Origin of the sequence: Erwinia sp. Leaf53 (assembly GCF_001422605.1) — a bacterium.
GTDB lineage: Bacteria > Pseudomonadota > Gammaproteobacteria > Enterobacterales > Enterobacteriaceae > Erwinia.
In genome coordinates this window covers 221631-235999 of the sequence record NZ_LMLK01000021.1, presented here as the reverse complement: position 1 = coordinate 235999, position 14369 = coordinate 221631, and the positions used below count along the sequence as shown (strand labels likewise).

Below are 14369 nucleotides of genomic sequence, written 5' to 3'. Positions count from 1 at the left end.
GGCGTTACTTCAGACGTTGCTGCAGGTAACGCTCGTAGTCAGGGATCTGAATGGCCAGCTCGCCGGAGAACAGCGGTGAACTGATAATGAAGTCGGCCGTCGCCAGGTTGGTGGCCACCGGAATGTTCCACACGGTGGCCAGCCGCAGCAGGGCCTTAACGTCAGGATCGTGCGGTACCGCGTTAAGTGGGTCCCAGAAGAAGATCAGCACGTCGATCCTGCCTTCTGAAATCAGCGCACCCACCTGCTGATCGCCGCCCATCGGGCCGCTGAGCATGGCGGTGACCGGCAGTCCTGTAGCGCGCTGCACCAGATTGCCGGTGGTGCCGGTAGCGTAGAGCGTATGGTGCTGCAGCAGCGTTTTGTGGGCGGCTACCCACTGCATCAGAGTGTCTTTACAGTGGTCATGCGCCACCAGCGCAATATGCTTACTCGGCGCGAGGGTACGGCTTGTCTGGTCCATTCAACTTTCCTGTGAGCAAAGAGGGTGATGTTATTATCAGGTCAAACAGGGAGTTGAGTGTAGCGCCAGCGGCAAAGCGGGATCAACTGGTATGCAGCGCCTTCAGCAGCATCACAAAACGCTGGCGGGTGGCGGAGTCCACCTGCTGATACCACAGGTGCAACATACGCTCGGCGGCGCTGTGGCTGTCGGCCATCTCTGCGGCCGGTGGGCCGGCCAGCGCTGAACGCTGCCCTGACTGTGCGAAACGCGGCACCGAGGCAATTTTACCGGTGAGGTTGTACTGGATCATCACCTGTTCCGCATCGCCGTTGATCGGCTGCAGCAGCCGGTCGCGCTTGCTGGCTATTTCATTACCCTGCTCATCGACCAGCCTGAACTGCGGCTTTTTATCAAAGGCCCTGCCGTCGTGTGGCGTACCGATCGCCGGGAACTGGATCACTACCGAACGGCTGTTGGTGATAAAGGTGACGATCTGTGGTGCTGAGCGCCAGGTGTCGCGCTGGTGGGCCAGTGGATTAAGGTTTTTTTCCAGGCGGAACAGCAGCTGATGTTCACCACGTTCCAGTTCCAGCCCGTCGGCGCCTTTCAGGAGAGATCCTGAAATCCGGCGCCCGTCAAGCACCAGCAGGTCCAGTTCAGGGGAGAGTTTTAACGTGGTGGCGGGTACCGCGGCGGCAACCAGCATCATGACCAACCCGGTGATAACCTTATACAACTTCATTGTTTCTCCAGCCCGGTCAGCGACGGCATAAATTCGAATGTATCAAAGTCTTTCAGTATGGCAGCATATTAACATTTTAAAATATTTAATCGTGCTATATATCATAAAACGCACAACCGGGATCGGCGATCCCCGGATGGCGTCGCCCGTGTCAGCCACACTCTCTGACACGCTTTATCAGCAAATGGAGGCCTTAGATGAGCGATCAAACGATTACTGACGTGCTGAATACCACCCGCAGCATTGCGCTGGTGGGGGCCAGTGACAATCCGGCGCGCGCCAGTTACCACGTGATGGCGTTTCTGCTGGCGCAGGGCTATCAGGTGATCCCGGTCAGCCCGAAGCTGGCGGGAAAGGAGCTGCTGGGGCAGAAGGCGTACGCCAGGCTGGCCGATATTCCGCAGCCGGTAGACATGGTTGACGTATTCCGCAATTCTGAAGCCGCGTGGGGGGTAGCGCAGGAAGCGATCGCCATTGGCGCTAAAACGCTGTGGCTGCAGATTGGGGTGATCAATGAACAGGCGGGTGTACTGGCGGCTGACGCCGGACTGAAGGTAATAATGGATCGCTGCCCGAAGGTAGAGATACCGCGGCTGGGGCTGCTGAAAAGCGCCTGAAATCCGGCCCCGCCGATCGCGGGGCCGGACTCAGTTACGCAGGTGAGGCGCGCTTAGCTGCTGACGCACCGAGGCGGCCAGTTCATCAAGGGAGGAGTGCCCGGGATGGTCATCCGGGGCTTCCCACGAAAGCTGCGCCTCAGCCAGATAGGTGTGCACCGTCTGGCCCTCGTCATCTTCCATCACCACGTGATACCAGGGTGCGGTGCGAAACGCATCGTAACCGTCGATCTCGGTGACCGCCGGATCTTTCAGCGAGTACTCCGCGTCAACGTCCACCACCACGCCAGGGAAACCCAGCAGCTGGTGACGCACCTGCTGGCCAATACCGAATTTGCTGGCAATCATCATGACCTCCTGAAAAAGTTGCCCTGAACATAATATCGGGGCAGGACAACCTTTTTTCAAGTCACAGAACGTGGCAGGCAAATCCTTTCAGGTACAGCCCTTCCGGGTAGCTGGCCAGCACCGGGTGATCGGCCGCCTGGCGGAACTGCTCGATAAACTGCACTTCACGGCGTGCATCAATCGCGGCGTCAGCGACAATCTTCTGGAACAGGTCGGTGGTCATCAGGCCGGAACAGGAGAAGGTCAGCAGCGTGCCGCCCGGATTCAGCAGCTGCATCGCCAGCATGTTGATATCCTTATAACCGCGGCAGGCGCCCATCAGCTGATTTTTATTTTCAACGAACTTCGGCGGGTCCATCACGATCAGGTCAAACTTTTCACCTTCGTCGCGGTAGCGGCGCAGCAGTTTAAACACGTCATCACGCACAAACTGCGCCTTAGACAGGTCCAGCCCGTTCAGCTCAACGTTCTGTTTCGCCACGTCCAGCGCGTCCTGTGAGGTATCGACGCTGATCACTTCGCTGCAGCCGCCCATCAGCGCGGAAACGGCGAAGCCGCCGGTGTAGGAGAAGCAGTTCAGCACACGACCGTCTTTTGCGTAACGGCGGGTCGCCAGACGGCTGTCGCGCTGATCGAGGTAATAGCCGGTTTTGTGGCCGGTCTGAATGTCGACCAGCAGTTTCATACCGTGTTCGGTAATCGGCAGTAGCGCTGGCGGGGTGTCGCCCAGCACCACGCCCTGCGTCATATCCAGCCCCTCTTTCTTACGCACGCTGACGTCAGAGCGGTCGTAAATGGCACAGCCAGGGTAGCAGGTTTGCAGTGCGGTGATCAGCGCGGCGCGCTGGTATTCCGCACCGGCGGATAGCAGCTGTAATACCAGGAAGTTGCCGAAGCGATCAATGGTGACGCCCGGAAGACCGTCGGATTCCCCGGCGATAATCCGGTAGCTGTCGAGATCGTCACGTACCGCCAGCCAGTCGCGCAGCCGCTGGGCCGCCTGCAGGCGACGGACGAAGAAGTCGATATCAATGGATTCATCTGCGTCCCAGCTCCAGACGCGGGCGCGGATCTGTGATTCGGGAGACCAGGCGGCACGCGCCAGCCATTTTCCCTGGCTGTCGCAGACGTCAATGGTTTCACCCGAACTGGCTTTACCTTCCAGGCGGGCAACCGCGCCGGAAAAGACCCACGGATGGCGACGAAGTAAGGACTTTTCACGCCCTTTGGCAAGAATTAAACGAACGGTCATATTTGCTATGCTTATATTCAGAAAGATCGACGGGTATTGTCCGGTGCCGGTTGCCAAAAAGCAATCGCTGCCGGGGTAAGGAGGAAAAATGGCGATTGAGGCTCGAAAAATGTGGGTGCACGGCCGGGTACAGGGCGTCGGGTTTCGTTACAGCACGCGGAGTGAAGCGCTACGGCTGGGGCTGCGCGGCTACGCGAATAATCTTGATGACGGCAGCGTGGAGGTGCTCGCCTGCGGCGAAACTGAACAGCTGGACGCCCTGCTGGCGTGGTTACAGGCGGGTGGTCCGCGCAGCGCGCGTGTCGATAAGGTGCTGGTGGAGCCGCACGTCGGCAATGCGTTACCCAGCGGTTTCACCACCGGGTAACGCTGCGCGTCCGCACCCGGCAGAGGGCGTGCGGCTGCACTAAGGGAATTGTTACTACAGCGTGTAAGTCAGGCTGTTACTTCTTCCGCTTACGCGCCTGTAGGGGAGTTACCTCGCGGGTGCGTATTACAGGCATTTGGCGGGCTTGGGCAGGCCGGCAATTTTGGTGGCCTGTTTGGCCGGGCCTTTAGGGAACAGGCGGAACAGATAGCGGCTGTTGCCTTTCTCTTCACCATATTTCTGCGCCATCGCCTTGACCAGCATGCGAACGGCGGGGGAGGTATTGAACTGCAGATAGAACTCCCGCACAAAGCGGACCACTTCCCAGTGTGCCTCGCTTAACGCGATCTCCTCTTCGGCGGCCAGCAGCGGTGCCAGCGCTTCATTCCAGTCGGTGACCACCTTCAGGTAGCCTTCCGCATCGCGTTCGATCTCTTTACCGTTAAATTGCACTCTGTTGCCCCACGTCTTGTTTTGCGGCGCGCAGTGTAGCAAAACTCAGCCGCACTAAACAGAAAGCCCCGCACGAGGCGGGGCCGGATCTTGCGCCGTAAGGCTTAGTTGCTGCGTGACATACCCAGCAGGCTCAGCAGGCTGACAAAGATGTTGTAGATTGAAACGTACAGGCTAACGGTAGCGCGAATGTAGTTGGTTTCGCCGCCGTGAATGATGTTGCTGGTCTCCCACAGGATTGCGCCGGCGGAGAACAGGATAAACAGCACGCTGATCGCCATATGCAGAGCAGGGATGTTGAGGAAGATGTTGGCGACGACCGCCACCAGCAGCACCACAAAGCCCGCCATCAGCATACCTGACAGGAACGACATATCCTTACGCGTGGTCAGCACATAGGCTGAACAGCAGAAGAACACCAGCGCCGTACCGCCAAGCGCCAGGCCAATCACGTCACCCATACCCGCGGACAGGAAGCTGTTCAGCATCGGCCCCAGGCAGTAGCCAAGGAAGCCGGTGAAGGCAAAGGCGGCCAGAATCCCCGCCGGGCTGTTAGCCAGACGATAGGTCAGGAACATCAGCCCGTAGAAACCAACCAGCATCAGAATAAAGCCCGGCGCAGGCAGCGCAAACACCGTACTCATGGTGGCGGTGAACGCTGAAAACGCCAGCGTCAGCCCAAGCAGAAAGTAGGTATTACGTAATACCCGGTGGGTACTGAGCAGCGAGCTATCACTGGCGGAAGTAACAAGGCGATCCATAAAGCACCTCTCAAGGTCCAATAAATAAAAACGAGCATAAAGAGAGGCTTCCGTCAGGAAAAGGCGTTTTACCCTTCTTTACTCGCTTGCCCGCTTTATTTATCATCAATCCGGCGTTTTTTGCAGCAGTCGATAGCCGGAACGCTTTTTTTTGCCCACTGGCAGAAAAATCAACTTTACAAGCCGCAGGGAGGGATGGCCGAGTGGCTGAAGGCAACGGTCTTGAAAACCGTCGACGGGAAACCGTTCCAGAGTTCGAATCTCTGTTCCTCCACCATCAAATTCAACGGGTCAGCGCAAGCTGGCCCGTTTTGTTTTGTGCAGGAAAAATAACGGGCTTGCTGAAGCCTGCTCCGTCAGCATTGCCCCTGCGACCCTGCGACCCTGCGACCCTGCGACCCTGCGACCCTGCGACCCTGCGACCCTGCGACCCTGCATCCTCCCGGCGCGGATTTGCCCGGCTGACGTCAGAATAACCCGATCGTGATGTGAATTTGCGCATAACGGCGCTTTAATCAGCACCTGAATCTAAATGTTCATTAAATCAACAAACTAGAGAAAATTTTACTTGGCAACGTGTCCAATACTCCCTATACTTCGCTCCATCAGTTAGCGGAGGGATGGCCGAGTGGCTGAAGGCAACGGTCTTGAAAACCGTCGACGGGAAACCGTTCCAGAGTTCGAATCTCTGTTCCTCCACCATCAAATTCAAACCCCAGTCTCGAAAGAGACTGGGGTTTTTGCTTTGGTGCTGCGCATCAAATGTCGCTCATGCTGAAAAACGTCGATATAACCTGCGATTGTCTGCACAGGCCGCCGCCTGTCGCCCACGACCATTCAGGAGAACTCCATCATGGGAACCTTAACCCCCGTCAGACGCCAGCAAAAACCGCCGATCCCCGGCGTGTCGTTATCCGTCTCTGCCGTTTCCTGCCGTTTCCTGCCGTTTGCTCCAACTGCGTTTCAGCGCTGAGCTGACGCAACGCTTTCTGCAACAGTGCAGCGGCTGGCCGGTGCAGGCGCTGGAGTACAAGTCGATGCTGCGTTTTCGCGTTGCTAAAATTCTGGACGAACTGTGTGGCGGTCAGCTGCGCCCGCTGCTGTTAACCACCTTACTGGGCCGCGAGCAGGGAGCCTTGCTGATCGCCGCCGATGGGCTTAATCAGGTGGAACAGGCCGACGATATGGTGCGGCTGGCCACGGCAATTGCCCATCTTATTGGTCGCTCCAACTTCGATTCGATGAGCGGGCAGTATTACGCGCGCTTCGTGGTGAAAAATGTCGACAGCTCTGACAGCTACCTGCGTAAGCCGGATAAACCGCTGGAGCTGCACAACGACGGCACCTATGTCGAGCAAGCCACCGACTACGTGATGATGATGAAAATTGACGAGCAGAACATGCAGGGTGGCGACTCGCTGCTGTTGCATCTGGACGACTGGCCGCAGCTGGAAACCTTTTTTCACCACCCGCTGGCCCGCCGTAGTATGCGCTGGGCCTCGCCGCCGAGTAAGAACGCTCCGCAAAACGTTTATCACCCGATTTTCAGCACCGACGAGTGCGGCCGCCCGGTGATGAGCTATATCGATCAGTTTGTGCAGCCGCGGGACTTCAGCGAGGGGAACTGGCTGGCCGATCTGTCAGACGCGCTGGAGAACAGCCCGGCCAAATTCGCCCTCCCGGTGCCGGTGGGCAGTCTCCTGCTGATCAACAATCATTTCTGGCTGCATGGCCGCGATCGGTTTACCCCGCATCCCGATCTGCGGCGCGAGCTGATGCGCCAGCGTGGCTACTTCACTCCGCTGTGCGGGCAATAGTGGCCGCCAGGCACTGAGGGGCATCATCGTATGTATGATTTCGCGATTGCCGGCGGAGGAATTGTCGGCATCTCCACCGCCATGCAGCTTATCTCCTGTTACCCGGATGCCCGTATTGTGGTGCTGGAAAAAGAGCACCGCCTTGCACAGCACCAGACCGGCCATAACAGCGGGGTGATCCATGCCGGGGTCTATTACAAGCCCGGCAGCCTTAAGGCACATTTCTGCCTGGCGGGAAACCAGGCGACCAAAGCCTTTTGCACCGCGCAGAAGATTCCCTGGCTGCAGTGCGGCAAGATGCTGGTGGCCACCACGCCGCTGGAGATGGAACGGATGGAGGCGCTGTGGAAGCGCAGCAAAGCTAACGGACTGGAGCGCGAGTGGCTTTCGGCCGGTGAGCTTGCCAGGCGCGAGCCGAATATCACCGGTCTCGGCGGGATATTCGTACCCTCCAGCAGCATCGTTGACTACCATAAGGTTACCGTTGCTATGGCGCGGGTGTTCACCGAAGCCGGTGGGGAGATACGTTTGCAGACGGAGATCCTCGGGCTGCGTGAAGAGGCTGACCGCGTCACCCTGGTAACCGCACAGGAGGAGCTGGCCAGCCGCTATCTGATTGCCTGCTCGGGTCTGATGGCAGATCGCCTGGTGAGCATGCTGGGCATCGAACCGGGTTTTATCATCTGCCCGTTCCGTGGCGAATATTTCCGCCTCGACGCCCAGCACAACCACATCGTTAATCATCTGATTTACCCGATCCCGGACCCGGCCGTGCCTTTCCTCGGCATTCACCTGACGCGCACCATTGATGGCGGCGTCACCGTCGGGCCGAATGCGGTACTGGCCTGGCGTCGCGAAGGCTACCGGAAAAGCGCCATCAGCTGCCGGGACCTGTTCGAAATGGCGCGTAATGCGGGAGTGCGCAAACTGTTGAAACAAAATTTCTCACTGGGCATCAACGAGATGAAAAACTCGTTTTTCAAACAGGGCTATCTGCGGCAGGTACAGAAGTACTGCCCCAGCCTGCAACTGGCCGACCTGCAGCCGTACCCGGCGGGGGTCAGGGCGCAGGCGGTCTCTGCCGACGGCAAACTGATCGACGACTTTCTGTTTGTCGCCAGCGAACGCACCCTGCACGTGTGTAATGCACCGTCCCCGGCGGCCACGTCGGCGATCCCTATCGGCCAGCATATCGTTGAGCGGGTGAAAGAGATGGTGAAACGGCATCCGCTGTCCGTGGCCAGGCGTGGCCGTTTTAGCCGGAGCAGAAGAGGAGGGGAGTGTGGCTCTGCAGCAAAACACGGCTTTTAGAGATTACGCGGTGCGGCACCCGGGCAGGCTACGCGGCAGCCCTGGATAATGATGTGAGAGGATCTACTGGCCCCGTTCGCCATCTTCAGCCAGGTGCGGCGGCAGCATGGCCGTTAGCGCCGCCAGCAGCGGACGCGGATCGTCCTTTTTCCATACGCACCAGCCCTCAGACTGCGTGACAGCACAGTCGAGCTGCACAAATGTCACCCCGGCCATCGCCGCATGTTCCAGGCTGGCGGGCACCAGCGCCACGCCAAATCCTTTTGCCACCAGCGCAATGACGCTCAGCCAGTGGCGCGCTTCACAGCGGGCATCCGCGTCGATACTGGCAGCAAGCAGCAGCGACTGAATGCGATCGTAGTAAAACGGCGACAGCGCGCGGGAGAACACCACAAAGTGTTCCCCGCGCAGCTGGGTTAAACCGACCTTCGGCTGGCCTGCCAGCGGGTGCTGCTGCGGCAGACACAGGGCGATGCGGTCGCGGGAAAAGCGCTGCGCCGCAATGCCGGCCGGCAGCTGACAGTGATGGACAAAGCCCACGTCGAGGCCACCGTGCAGCAGGTCGCTCAGCTGTTCGCGGGTGTTCAGCTCCAGCAGGCTCAGCCGTAATCCTGGCCTCTGCTGCTGAAAGCGTTGCAGCAGCGCGGGCAATCCCTGATAGAGCAGCGCGCCGACAAATCCGACTCGCAGGTGGCCGGTCACCCCATTGCTGATATCGCGTACCTGCTCCATCGCGGTGTTCATGCCGGCAATCAGCGCCCGGGCCGCCGGGATCAGCGCCTGCCCGGCGTCGGTCAGCCGCACCTGCTGGTGGCTGCGCTCAAACAGCCGTGCGCCGATGCTCTCTTCCAGCTGGCGAATGCTCACGCTTAGAGGCGGCTGCGAGATCAGCAGACGTCTGGCCGCATGGCCAAAATGCAGCTCTTCCGCCAGCACCAGGAAGTAACGTAAATGCCGAATATCCATCTATTGCCTGCCTCAGTGTCCGTTGATGCACCACGATTTTTCCAGCCTATCAGCCGATAGTCAGACGGTATTAGACAATCCTGCGTAAACGGCAAAAGGTAGGGGCTGACGCAATGACAGGAGAAGGCCATGATGCCCTTGAACGATCAACACAACGCTATTCCGGACGCTTTCGGCACCAGCCTGTGGCAAACCGATCCCACGCTGGACGCGCTGATTAACGCCTATCTGCCCGCCGGGCTGGCCGATCATCTGCGACCCCTGCTGCAGAAGCTTGGGGCGCTGGCGGGGGGGCGGCTGAGTGAGCTGGCCGATCGCGCCGATAAAAATCCACCGCAGTTGCAGCAGCGCACCCGTACCGGCGACGACGTTCAGCAGGTGATTAAACACCCGGCGTATTGCGAGATGGAGCACTGCGCGTTCAGCGAGTTTGCGCTGGCGGCGATCTCTCACTGCCCGGACCAGCTCGGCTGGCAGGGACAGCTGCCGCCGCTGGTAAAATACCTGTTTACCTATCTGTTTGTGCAGGCGGAGTTCGGCCTGATGTGCCCGGTCTCAATGACCGACTCGCTGGCCCGCACCCTGAAAAAATTCGGCTCACCCCAGTTGGTTGACCGCTATCTGCCGTGCCTGACCTCGCGGGACCCTGCCAGCCTGTTGCAGGGGGCGATGTTTATGACCGAGCAGGGCGGCGGGTCCGATATCGCCGTCACCACCACTCGGGCGGTGGCGCAGGGGGAAAACTATCTGCTGTACGGCGACAAATGGTTCTGCTCTAACCCTGATGCCGGGCTGGCGATGGTACTGGCGCGCATTGACGGTGCCGTGGACGGGATGAAAGGCGTCTCGCTGTTTCTGCTGCCGCGCACGCTGCCGGACGGCTCGCTTAACGCCTACCGCATTCTGCGGCTGAAAGACAAGCTGGGCACCCGCTCGATGGCCAGCGGTGAGATTCGTCTTGAGGGGGCCAGCGCCTGGCTGGTGGGGGAAGCCGGACGGGGTTTTGTACAGATGGCCGATATGGTCAACAACTCGCGGCTCTCTAACGGCGTGCGTTCCGCCGGGCTGATGCGCCGGGCGGTCAGCGAAGCGTTCTTTATTGCCCGTCACCGGCGGGCGTTTGGCAAAACGCTGATTGAGATGCCGCTAATGCGCCGCCAGCTGCTGAAGCTGCTGCTGCCCGCGGAGCAGGCGCGCAGCATGGTGTTTCAGACGGCCTGCGTGCTGCAGCAGGCGGACGGCGGCGATAAGCAGGCCTATGCGCTGCTGCGGCTACTCACCCCGCTGATCAAGTTCCGCGCCTGCCGTGACGCGCGCAGGGTGACCGGCGACGCGATGGAGATCCGCGGTGGTTGCGGTTATATCGAAGAGTGGGGGGATCCGCGGCTGGTCAGAGACGCGCATCTTGGTTCGATCTGGGAAGGTACCAGCAATATTGTGGCGCTGGACGTGCGCCGTGCCGTGCTGCGCGAGCACTCGCTGGATGCGCTGCAGCCCTGGCTGGGCCGGTTGCTGGATGAGTCTCAGTTGCCCCGTTCGCTGCAGCAGCAGTTCCTCCACGCGCAGCAGCGGGTGTTTGCTCTGGTGCAGGCTGCCGTGGCCGATAACGCTGGCGGGCAGGTGCGACGAGCCACCAGCGCCCTGTACCACCTGATCAGCGCGACGATTATGGCCTGGGAGAGCCAGCAGGCGCAGCTGCCAGACCGTCTGCTGCTGGCCGGGCTGGTGCTGCAGCACAAGCTGTTGCCCGCCGACCCGCTGGCGGCAGACGATGGCCTGAGCGCGGAAGACGAAGCGCGGCTGCTGGCGTCGGCGTGGGCACTGCCCGGGGAGGCCCGCTGATGACGCTCTACGTCACCGGAGCCTTAGCCGGCGTCCGGGTTATCGATCTGTCACGGGTACTGGGCGGCCCGTACTGCGGCCAGGTACTGGGCGACCACGGTGCCGATGTGCTCAAGGTTGAGCCGCCGAAGGGCGACGAAACCCGCTTCTGGGGGCCACCGTTCCAGGACGGCGTGGCCGCCTACTATCTTGGCCTCAACCGCAACAAACGCGGCACAACGCTGGATTTATCCACGCCTGCGGGCGTTGAAGCGCTGTATGAACTGCTGGCCGATGCCGATGTACTGATTGAAAATTTTAAAACCGGCACCCTTGAGAAGTGGGGCCTCGGTTTTGACCTGCTGTCGCAGCGATTTCCACGGCTGATCCACTGCCGCATCAGCGGCTTCGGTGCCGATGGCCCGCTGGGAGGAAGGGTGGGCTACGACGCGGCGATTCAGGCGCTGTGCGGCATTATGAGCGTCAACGGGGAGGCACAGGGTGAACCGTTAAGGGTCGGCATCCCGCTGGTCGATCAGTGCACCGGGATGAACGCGGTCAGCGGTATTCTGCTGGCGCTGTACGAGCGGACGCAGAGCGGGTTGGGTCAGTTCGTCGAGTGCAGCCTGTTCGACACCGGCATCTCGCTGCTGCACCCTTATTCATCCAACTGGTTTGCCAGCCGGCAGCCGCCGCAGCGCACCGGCAACGCCCACGTCAGCCTCTATCCCTATGACGTGTTCCCGACGGCCAGCGTGCCGGTGTTTATCGGCGTTGGCAATAACCGGCAGTTTGCCCTGCTGTGCGACTGCCTTGATGCACCGGCGCTGCGTGACGACCCGCGTTTTGCCGAGCCGGCGCTGCGCTCCATCAACCGCATCCCGCTGCGCCAGCTGCTGGTGGAGCTGCTGGCCGATCGGCAGGGGGCTGCCGTGGCCGATCGGCTGTTGCAGAGTGGGGTGCCTGCCGCGCCGCAGCTGGACGTACCGGCGGCGTTGAACCACCCGCATACCGCCCATCGTCAGATGCTGGTCACCATTGGTGACGGCTATCGCGGCGTGGCCTCGCCGATCAAACTCAGCCGCACCCCGGCCAGCTACCGGCTGGCCCCGCCGGTTGCTGCCCTGGAACGGAAAAAAAAGGAAAGTCATCATGGATAACGTCGAACGGCCCGTTGTGCAGCTTGAATGCGATGGCGAGATCCTGATCGCCCTCCTCGATAACCCGCCGGTCAATGCCCTCAGCCATGCGGTGCGTGCCGCGCTGTGGGCCGCCGTGGAGCGGCTGGAAGCCGACGCCAGCCTGCGGGCGCTGCTGTTGCTGGGGGCGGAGGGGCATTTCTCCGCCGGGGCGGACATCCGCGAGTTTGCCCAGCCGCGCCAGCCGCCGGCGCTGCGCGACCTGTGCAATCTGCTGGAGTCCTGCGGTAAGCCGGTGATCGCCGCCATGGCCGGCAACACCCTGGGCGGCGGACTGGAAATTGCGCTGGCCGCCCACTACCGGCTGGCGGTGGACGGCTGCCGCCTCGGCCTGCCTGAGGTGCGGCTGGGGCTGTTGCCGGGAGCGGGCGGTACCCAGCGCGCCCCGCGGCTGATGGGGGCGCAGGCGGCTCTGGCGCTGATCCTCAGCGGCCGTCCGCTGAGTGCCACCCAGGCGGTAGCGCAGGGGCTGGCGGACCGGTTGGGAACCGAGGCACGCCGCGATGGCCTGGCGCTGGCACGGGAACTGTTGGCCAGCGGTTCAGGCCCGCGCCCGACCCGCCACCAGACGGCGGCGCTGAAGAACGTAGCGGCCTGGCATGCGGCGCTGGTCGCGGCGCGGGGCAGCCTGAGCAGCGCGTATCGCGGACAGTTCTCACCGGGGCTGATTGTTGAGTGCGTGGCCGCCGCCTGTGAATCGTCGTTTGACGAGGGGCTGCGACTGGAGGCCGCACAGTTTATGCGCTGTCAGCACAGCCCCGAGCATGCGGCGCTGCTCTACGCCTTTAACGCCGAACGCAGCACCGCGAAGCTGGCCAGGACCGCACCGATGCCACCGGTCGCCTGCCGTCAGGTGGCGGTAGTTGGCGGTGGCACCATGGGCAGCGGCATTGCCATTGTGCTGCTGGACGCCGGGCTGGAAGTGGTGCTGTGCGAACAGGATGAGCCGCGGCTGGCGGCCGCACGGCAACGAATTGAGGAACACTATCATCGCCAGGTGTCGAAGCAGCGGGTCACCGCTGCGGCGGTGAACGCCCGGCTGGCACGCTACGGCGGAACTACCCGCTATGCGGATCTCGCCAGCGCCGACTGGGTGGTGGAAGCGGTATGGGAGGATCTGGCGGCTAAGCAGGCGGTGTTCCGCGAACTTGACCACCACTGTAAACCCACCGCCATGCTGGCCAGCAACACCTCTTATCTCGACATTCGGGAGATCGCCCGCGTTACCGGCAGGCCGCGGCAGGTGATCGGCCTGCACTTTTTTTCGCCCGCTCCGGTGATGCGCCTGCTGGAGGTGGTAATCCCGCCGGAGACGCCCTGCGACGTGGTGTCCGCCGCCTTCGGGCTGGCGCGTCGCCTGGGGAAAATTCCGGTGCGCACCGGCATCTGCGACGGCTTTATCGGCAACCGGATACTCTCGGTGTGCCGGCGTGCCGCAGAGGCGATGCTGGAGGAGGGCGCCTCGCCCTATCAGATCGATGCTGCGTTAAGGCACTTTGGTTTTGCGATGGGTCCGTTCCAGACCAGCGACCTGGCCGGTGGCGATATCGGCTGGGCGACCCGCCAGCGCCGTGCGGCCAGCCGCAGCCCGCAGGAGCGCTATGTGCAGGTGGCCGACCGGCTGTGCGAACGGGGCTGGTTTGGTCAGAAAAGCGGGCGCGGCTGGTATCGCTACGATACCGGCGAACCCCGAGGTACCGTCGACCCGGAGGTGCTGGAGATCGTTGCGGCCGAGCGTCGGCGTGCCGGCGTTCGGCCACGCGCCTTCGGCGATGACGAAATCGTCCAGCGTTATCTGGCCGCGATGATCAATGAGGGTGCCCGTATTCTTGAGGAGGGCATCGCGGGCAGGCCGCTGGATATTGATGTGGTACTGCTGAACGGCTACGGTTTTCCGCGCTATCGCGGTGGGCCGATGTACCGGGCGGACGGGATTGGCTTAAGACAGGTCCTCGCTGATATCGCTGACTATGCCCGCGATGAGCCGGCATTCTGGCAGCCCTCTGCGCTGTTGCTGCGTCTGGTTGCCGCCGGCGAGACCTTTGCCAGCCTCAATCACCGCTAACTGTTGACCAGGGTGGGTAACACCGCCCTGACGCCCGTTTAATGCCTTCTGTTTTCCCCTGCTTCCTGTTATTTTCTTCTGTGCAGAGAGGGGCAGAGCATTGTGTAAACATCTTGTTTCGTTTCAACGCAGTGAAGCCTCTAAACCGCCGGCGTCAGAATCTGCTATATTACCCTCATTACACTTCAAGCGAGTATTGGAACCC

14 protein-coding genes and 2 tRNA genes are annotated in these 14369 nt (G+C 61.2%); 9 read left to right on the top strand and 7 right to left on the bottom strand.

Annotated elements, in window-relative coordinates; all coding sequences use genetic code 11:
- Positions 1–4: 4 nt before the first annotated feature.
- Both ASF13_RS12890 and ASF13_RS12885 read right to left on the bottom strand, forming a co-directional pair.
- Entirely contained in the window at positions 5–463 is a 459-nt protein-coding gene (locus tag ASF13_RS12890) for a methylglyoxal synthase (RefSeq protein ID WP_056236823.1), read from the bottom strand.
- Between the two features lie 82 nt (positions 464–545).
- A complete protein-coding gene (locus tag ASF13_RS12885; RefSeq protein ID WP_056236822.1) occupies positions 546–1187 on the bottom strand; it encodes a DUF2057 family protein in 642 nt (213 codons plus the stop codon).
- A 197-nt stretch (positions 1188–1384) separates the two neighbouring features.
- On the opposite strand from ASF13_RS12885, the gene ASF13_RS12880 reads away from it, so the two are divergent.
- A complete protein-coding gene (locus tag ASF13_RS12880) occupies positions 1385–1804 on the top strand; it encodes a CoA-binding protein (protein WP_056236820.1) in 420 nt (139 codons plus the stop codon).
- Between the two features lie 30 nt (positions 1805–1834).
- Here the strand turns inward: ASF13_RS12880 and hspQ are convergent, their stop codons facing one another.
- Both hspQ and rlmI read right to left on the bottom strand, forming a co-directional pair.
- The gene (gene hspQ, locus ASF13_RS12875; protein ID WP_056236819.1) at positions 1835–2152 is read right to left on the bottom strand and encodes a heat shock protein HspQ; all 318 of its coding nucleotides are present in this window, start codon (positions 2150–2152) and stop codon (positions 1835–1837) included.
- A 61-nt stretch (positions 2153–2213) separates the two neighbouring features.
- Positions 2214–3404: a 23S rRNA (cytosine(1962)-C(5))-methyltransferase RlmI gene (rlmI, locus tag ASF13_RS12870; RefSeq protein ID WP_056236817.1), complete on the bottom strand. Its 1191-nt coding sequence runs from the start codon at positions 3402–3404 to the stop codon at positions 2214–2216.
- Positions 3405–3492: 88 nt separating this feature from the next.
- Between rlmI and yccX the strand changes: the two genes are divergently transcribed.
- Positions 3493–3771, top strand: a complete 279-nt coding sequence (gene yccX / locus ASF13_RS12865) for an acylphosphatase (RefSeq protein ID WP_056236816.1) — start codon at positions 3493–3495, stop codon at positions 3769–3771.
- A 126-nt stretch (positions 3772–3897) separates the two neighbouring features.
- On the opposite strand, the gene tusE is transcribed toward yccX, so the two are convergent.
- Positions 3898–4224, bottom strand: coding sequence for a sulfurtransferase TusE (tusE, locus tag ASF13_RS12860; protein WP_056236814.1), 327 nt, complete (start codon positions 4222–4224; stop codon positions 3898–3900).
- 104 nt (positions 4225–4328) lie between these two features.
- Positions 4329–4985, bottom strand: coding sequence for an FtsH protease modulator YccA (gene yccA / locus ASF13_RS12855; RefSeq protein WP_056236813.1), 657 nt, complete (start codon positions 4983–4985; stop codon positions 4329–4331).
- Between the two features lie 189 nt (positions 4986–5174).
- Here yccA and ASF13_RS12850 point away from each other — a divergent pair.
- The 4 genes from ASF13_RS12850 (at position 5175) to lhgO (ending at position 8113) form a co-directional block, all read left to right on the top strand.
- A tRNA-Ser gene (locus ASF13_RS12850) sits at positions 5175–5262 on the top strand.
- Positions 5263–5599: 337 nt separating this feature from the next.
- Positions 5600–5687, top strand: a tRNA-Ser gene (locus ASF13_RS12845).
- Between the two features lie 218 nt (positions 5688–5905).
- Positions 5906–6802: a glutarate dioxygenase GlaH gene (glaH, locus tag ASF13_RS12840; RefSeq protein ID WP_056236811.1), complete on the top strand. Its 897-nt coding sequence runs from the start codon at positions 5906–5908 to the stop codon at positions 6800–6802.
- Positions 6803–6832: 30 nt separating this feature from the next.
- Positions 6833–8113, top strand: a complete 1281-nt coding sequence (gene lhgO, locus ASF13_RS12835; protein ID WP_056236810.1) for an L-2-hydroxyglutarate oxidase — start codon at positions 6833–6835, stop codon at positions 8111–8113.
- A 63-nt stretch (positions 8114–8176) separates the two neighbouring features.
- Here the strand turns inward: lhgO and ASF13_RS12830 are convergent, their stop codons facing one another.
- Positions 8177–9079 (bottom strand): LysR family transcriptional regulator, encoded by a 903-nt coding sequence (locus tag ASF13_RS12830; protein ID WP_072166376.1) that lies wholly within the window; start codon positions 9077–9079, stop codon positions 8177–8179.
- A gap of 129 nt (positions 9080–9208) precedes the next feature.
- On the opposite strand from ASF13_RS12830, the gene ASF13_RS12825 reads away from it, so the two are divergent.
- Genes ASF13_RS12825 through ASF13_RS12815 form a run of 3 tightly spaced genes read left to right on the top strand, consistent with a single transcriptional unit; the run spans position 9209 to position 14164 of the window.
- Complete coding sequence (locus ASF13_RS12825; protein WP_101505593.1) at positions 9209–10921, top strand: acyl-CoA dehydrogenase family protein; 1713 nt, start codon at positions 9209–9211, stop codon at positions 10919–10921.
- A complete protein-coding gene (locus ASF13_RS12820; protein WP_056236808.1) occupies positions 10921–12060 on the top strand; it encodes a CaiB/BaiF CoA-transferase family protein in 1140 nt (379 codons plus the stop codon). Before ASF13_RS12825 ends, ASF13_RS12820 begins: the two co-directional genes overlap by 1 nt.
- A complete protein-coding gene (locus tag ASF13_RS12815) occupies positions 12053–14164 on the top strand; it encodes a 3-hydroxyacyl-CoA dehydrogenase NAD-binding domain-containing protein (RefSeq protein ID WP_056236806.1) in 2112 nt (703 codons plus the stop codon). Before ASF13_RS12820 ends, ASF13_RS12815 begins: the two co-directional genes overlap by 8 nt.
- The last annotated feature ends 205 nt before the right edge of the window (positions 14165–14369 follow it).